Annotated in this window: 3 protein-coding genes; all 3 read right to left on the bottom strand. The window is 67.8% G+C overall.

Going from position 1 to position 4,152, the window contains the following annotated elements; translation table 11 throughout:
* On the bottom strand, nucleotides 1–1,387 hold a 1,387-nt coding region (locus JMF90_RS26860; RefSeq protein WP_201325642.1), incomplete at its 3' end, for a YhaN family protein.
* Between the two features lie 3 nt (nucleotides 1,388–1,390).
* Nucleotides 1,391–2,641 (bottom strand): DNA repair exonuclease, encoded by a 1,251-nt coding sequence (locus tag JMF90_RS26855; protein ID WP_201317195.1) that lies wholly within the window; start codon nucleotides 2,639–2,641, stop codon nucleotides 1,391–1,393.
* A gap of 637 nt (nucleotides 2,642–3,278) precedes the next feature.
* The gene (locus JMF90_RS26850; RefSeq protein WP_011549383.1) at nucleotides 3,279–3,821 is read right to left on the bottom strand and encodes a hypothetical protein; all 543 of its coding nucleotides are present in this window, start codon (nucleotides 3,819–3,821) and stop codon (nucleotides 3,279–3,281) included.
* Between the last annotated feature and the right edge of the window lie 331 nt (nucleotides 3,822–4,152).

Here is a 4,152-nt window from a genome sequence, read left to right as displayed (position 1 = left end):
GGCCGAGCGCGTCGAGCGCGCCGGACAGCGTGCGTTCGGCCGCCGCGATTTCGTGCGCCAGCGCCTGCTCGCGCGCGCCGCTGTTGCGAAAGCCTTGCGCATCGGCCAGCGCCGCGCGCAACGCTTCCGGCACGTCGACGGTCGACAGGCGCGCCTGTTGTTCGCGGACCTGCGCCAGCTCGCGCGTGCGCTCGTCGAGCGATTCGCGTGCGCCGGCAAGCGCCTGGTGCAGCGCACCGTGTTCGCGCAGCAGGTTCGCGACCGTCTTCAGCGACAGCGCCGTCGGCAACGCGGCGCGCAGCGACGCTTCGTCCGTCGGCCAGCCGAGCTGCGCGGCCGCCGACGACGCGGCTAACAGGTGCCGCTCGACGTCCGCGCCGAGCAGCAGCAGATCCTGCGCGTGATTCATGCATGCGCCGCGCAGCCGATCGAGCGCTTCGATATCGGCTTCGAGCGCCAGCGTGTCGGCGTCCGCGGCGATCGCATCGCGCGCCTGCCGCTTCGCGAGCAGATCGGCACGCCGCTCCTCGAGCACCTTCTGTTCGGCCGCGAGATCGCCCTGCGCCTTCAGCAGATCCGCGTACGCGGTCGGCGGCAACTCGACGACCGCGCCCAGTTCGGCCAGCGCCGCGTCCTTGACCGTCAGCTCCTTCAGGTACGGCGCAAGCCGCCGCACGCGTTCGAGCTTCGAGCGCAGCGCTTCGAGCCGGCGCTGTTCCGCGCGCGCCTGCTCGATCTGCTGCTCGACCGCTTCGCGCGCGTCCTTGCGATCGACCCAGTCGCGCGTGCGCACCTGGACCGTCTTCAGTTCGGTGACGGCTTCGTTGAATGCCGTTTCGGCCAGCGCGAACGCGCTGCCGCTGCGACGCGGCGCCCACAATTCGAGCGCGCGCGCGTCGAGTTCCTCGCGCACCGGCCCCAGGCTGCCGACCCCGGCAGCCGATTCGAACAGCACCTGGCCGAGCTTGTCCGATGCGTCGAGAATGCTGCGGCCGCCATCGACCAGCCGCCCGTGATCGAGCCCGAACATCTGCTCGAAGAATTCGCGCGTCGCGCCATCCAGGACGGCCGCGAGATAGTCGTCGGGCAGCTTGTCGTCGGCGGGCGTGCGCAACGGGCTGCGCCCGCGCGCCCGGTGGAACGCGAATTCGCCCGTGCCGCTCTCCAGCACGCCGCCGATCCGCAACTCGGGCGTGCTGTGCAGGAAATCGAGCGGCGTCTGCAGCTTCATCCCGAACAGCAATTCGGACACGGCCGTGCGGATCGTCGACTTGCCGGCCTCGTTCGGCCCGACAATCACATGAAAATCCTCGCTGGCCGACGGGAAGTGCAGCGTCTCGTCGGTGAACTTGCCGTACTTGATCAGATCGAGCTGACTGATGCGCATCGCTTACTCCCCCCTCGCCAGCCGCGCGAGCAGCGCGGGCCCGACCTGCTCGACCAGCGCGGTCAGCTCGCCCGCGCGCGCCATCGTCAGCAACGGCACCTCCTCCTTCACGTCGCTGCGGACCTTGCCGACGAACGGCTTCAGGTCGCGTTCGAGCAGCGCGAGGAAATCCGGATCGTGCGCGGCGTCGGCCAGGATCTGCTTCAGGTCCTCCAGCGCCTCGAGCGGTTCGCTTTCGCCCGGCTGCTGATCGGCCGCGGACGTCGCGAGCCGGACCTTCTCGAGCCACAGCCGCTCATTGCCGATGATGCCGATCTGGTTCAGCACCTCCGCACGCAACTGCGGCGCGCGGCCGAAAAAGAGGCCGTGCGCGGGGGTGCGCCCGGTAACGGTGACGCGCACCGCGCGCGGCACGTGGCCGTCGACGGTCAACAGCGCCTCCAGCGACTGGCCGATCTTTCTCGACAGATCGGCCACCGACACGCAATCGGACGCGTCGACCGACACGGCTTCCCAGCGCAGCACGTCGAGATACAGGCGCTCGACCTGCGTCTTGCCTTGCTCGACCGTCACGAGCACCGCGCCGCGCCGGCCCGTCTCGCGGATATGGCGTCCCTGCAGATTGCCGGGAAACACGACGGTGGACGGGCCTGTCCATTGCTGGAATTCATGCACGTGGCCGAGCGCCCAGTAGTCGTAGCCTTTCGCATGCAGTTCGGCCAGCGTGCACGGTGCATAGTTCGCATGCGCCGCATACCCTTCGAGCGCCGTATGCAGCACGCCGATGTTGTAGTACCCGGGCACCGGGTCCGGATAGCCGATCGCGAGGTTGTCGACGACGGCCTTGTCCTTGAAGCTCTGCCCGTGCAGCGCGACGTCGAATTCCGGCAGGCGGACGGTCTCCGGCTTGCGGTGGCCGAACACGGTGACGTTGTCGGGCAGCGTCAGCTTCTTCGTCATCTCGCTTTCGGCATCGTGGTTGCCGCCGAGCACGAACGCACGGATGCCGGCCCGGCGCAACCGCCCCATCTGCTGGCCGAAGAAGATGCCCGTGTTGTGATCCTTCCAGTCGCCGTCGTACAGGTCGCCCGCGATCACGAGGAACGCGACTTCCTCTTCGATCGCACGATCCACGAGTTGCCGCAGCGCCTCGCGCGACGCGTTGCGCAACTGCGCGGCCGGCGCGTCGGGATACGCGCTCAGGCCGTGCAACGGGCTGTCAAGGTGAATGTCTGCCGCGTGGATGAACTTCACGAAGGTTCCTCTGTTTCATGGCGAAGGGACGACGCCGCTCGCACGGGCCCGTGCCGTCAAGTGTCGTTCCGACCGCCGCCGGACTTGCCGCGGCACGCGCGGCGCGTGCCGAACCGGATCGCGCCGCCGGTTGCAAGCGGGTCGGGATGGTACCTGAAAGCGGATAACGACATGCGTTCTGCGTCGGTCCGGACGGTGGGGAAGCACGCGATACCGATGCGAATCGCCATTGTGCCGCAGTGCGATCGCGAGACAACGAAACCGCGCCACTGAAGAACGAGCGGTTCACGAAACGACGGCCAGCAATCGCTCGATATGGCGGTTGGGTTCGAAATCCGGTTTCGAGCGCAACGAAGGAAGCCGGCAAGGCGTTGAACGGGATTCAGGAAAACACGCCCGATCACCCCGCGTGCGTCGCACCACACGCAGGCATCCGGCTACCTGCTGTCACTCGCCGCGTCACGGTATCGATCGGACATGCTGGCCCATGCCGGCCGGCCCCGTCATCGTGGCGGCCGGTGGTCGGAACCCCTGCTATTTAAGCATGACGCGCGAGCAATGGGCAGTGGCCGCGCGCCGATAAAAAAGCCCGGCCCGCATCGAAGCGGGCCGGGCCGTGGCGGAATGGTGCCGCTTGTTACAGCGCGCCGCCTTGCGCCGACGCCGAACCCTTCACGCCGACCGATGCGCCGCCCTGCACCGAGTTCGTCGCACCTTCGAGCGCTTCGCCGGCCTTCGCCTTCGCACCGCCCGCGACGTCGCCAGCCGTCGACACCGCGCCTTGCGCATGGCTCTTCGTCGAGCTTGCGACGTGCTTCACGTGCGACTTCGTCGCGTGCACGGTCGATGCCGCCGCATCCTTCGTCGCACCGGCCGCCGAACCGACTGCCTGCGTCGCGCCGCCCACCGCCGTGCCGGCTGCCGAGCCCACGCCGCCGACCGTCTTGCCGACACCGCTCAGCGCGCCGCCGACTACATTGCCCGCACCCGCACCCGAGCCTGCCGCATTCGCGCCAGCGCCGGCCTGCACGCCCACGCCGCCGCCGAGCAGCGGCGTCTGAACCTGGGCGCCAACCCCTGCGGAACCCTGCGCGCCGGTCTGGGCCGTCTGTGCAAATGCAGCCGACGTCGCCATCGCCGTCAGAGCGGCACCCAGCAGAATCGTATGGATCTTGTTCATGGTCATTCTCCCCAAAGACGTTGTTGCTGCGGGCCGCCTTCGAGCGGCTTGTCGCATGCCTCACCGCGACATGCGGCAGGTGAAGCTAATGTAGCGGCGCCGCCGGGCAAAACGATTGAATTGCGGGGACTGTTACTTCCGTTGCAAATGCTGACGATTGACTCACACTGTTTGACAATCGGGGGCTTGCGGCGGGGTGAACGCCGTATTTGACAACGGGCATGCATGAACCGTGAGCTGGTACGGCAGACGGCTTCACGCCGACGATTCGTCCGATCGTCGTGTATCGGGGAAATCGGTCGTCTTTGTTTGCATTCCGAAGGGATAAGGC

Origin of the sequence: Burkholderia sp. E168m23 (assembly GCF_016586125.1) — a bacterium.
Lineage (GTDB): Bacteria > Pseudomonadota > Gammaproteobacteria > Burkholderiales > Burkholderiaceae > Burkholderia > Burkholderia orbicola.
The sequence above is the reverse complement of the archived record's forward strand: the minus strand, read 5'-3'. Positions and strand labels throughout refer to the sequence as shown.

Excerpts from the sequence above, each read along its gene's own strand:
- JMF90_RS26850 (WP_011549383.1), bottom strand. The coding sequence starts at position 3,821 with ATGAACAAGATCCATACGATTCTGCTGGGTGCCGCTCTGACGGCGATG.